This window comes from Paenarthrobacter sp. NPDC018779 (genome assembly GCF_044391085.1).
Taxonomy (GTDB): Bacteria; Actinomycetota; Actinomycetes; order Actinomycetales; family Micrococcaceae; genus Arthrobacter.
This window is the reverse complement of the sequence record NZ_JBIRZS010000050.1, coordinates 3,972-5,161: the sequence shown is the minus strand read 5'-3', so window position 1 is coordinate 5,161 and position 1,190 is coordinate 3,972. Positions and strand designations below refer to the sequence as shown.

1 rRNA gene (only partly in view) is annotated in these 1,190 nt (G+C 54.5%); it reads right to left on the bottom strand.

The features are described from left to right. Positions 1-11: 11 nt before the first annotated feature. Positions 12-1,190, bottom strand: a 23S ribosomal RNA gene (locus tag ACH488_RS21895); it runs 2,084 nt beyond the window's last position.

Below are 1,190 nucleotides of genomic sequence, written 5' to 3'. Positions count from 1 at the left end.
GTGTTTTTTGGGTGGTGTAAGTTGTTGGCCTATTAGTACCGGTCAGCTTCACGAGTCTTTAGTCCTCGCTTCCACATCCGGCCTATCAACCCAGTGGTCTGGCTGGGGGCCTCTCACACTAATTGTGTGTGGAAATCTCATCTTGAAGCGAGCTTCCCGCTTAGATGCTTTCAGCGGTTATCCCATCCGAACGTAGCTAATCAGCGGTGCACTTGGCAGTACAACTGACACACCAGAGGTTCGTCCGTCCCGGTCCTCTCGTACTAAGGACAGCCCTTCTCAAATTTCCTGCGCGCGCAGCGGATAGGGACCGAACTGTCTCACGACGTTCTAAACCCAGCTCGCGTACCGCTTTAATGGGCGAACAGCCCAACCCTTGGGACCTACTCCAGCCCCAGGATGCGACGAGCCGACATCGAGGTGCCAAACCATGCCGTCGATATGGACTCTTGGGCAAGATCAGCCTGTTATCCCCGAGGTACCTTTTATCCGTTGAGCGACGGCCATTCCACAATGTACCGCCGGATCACTAGTCCCGACTTTCGTCCCTGCTTGAGATGTCTCTCTCACAGTCAAGCTCCCTTGTGCACTTACACTCGACACCTGATTGCCAACCAGGCTGAGGGAACCTTTGGGCGCCTCCGTTACTTTTTAGGAGGCAACCGCCCCAGTTAAACTACCCATCAGGCACTGTCCCTGACCCGGATCACGGGCCGAAGTTAGATGTCCAAAGTGACCAGAGTGGTATTTCAACGATGACTCCACCCGAACTGGCGTCCGGGCTTCAACGTCTCCCACCTATCCTACACAAGCCACTCCGAACACCAATACCAAACTATAGTAAAGGTCTCGGGGTCTTTCCGTCCTGCTGCGCGTAACGAGCATCTTTACTCGTACTGCAATTTCGCCGAGTTTATGGTTGAGACAGCGGGGAAGTCGTTACTCCATTCGTGCAGGTCGGAACTTACCCGACAAGGAATTTCGCTACCTTAGGATGGTTATAGTTACCACCGCCGTTTACTGGGGCTTAAATTCTCAGCTTCGCCCCCGAAGGGGCTAACCGGTCCTCTTAACCTTCCAGCACCGGGCAGGAGTCAGTCCGTATACATCGTCTTGCGACTTCGCACGGACCTGTGTTTTTAGTAAACAGTCGCTTCCCCCTGGTCTCTGCGGCCCACACCCGCTCCGGA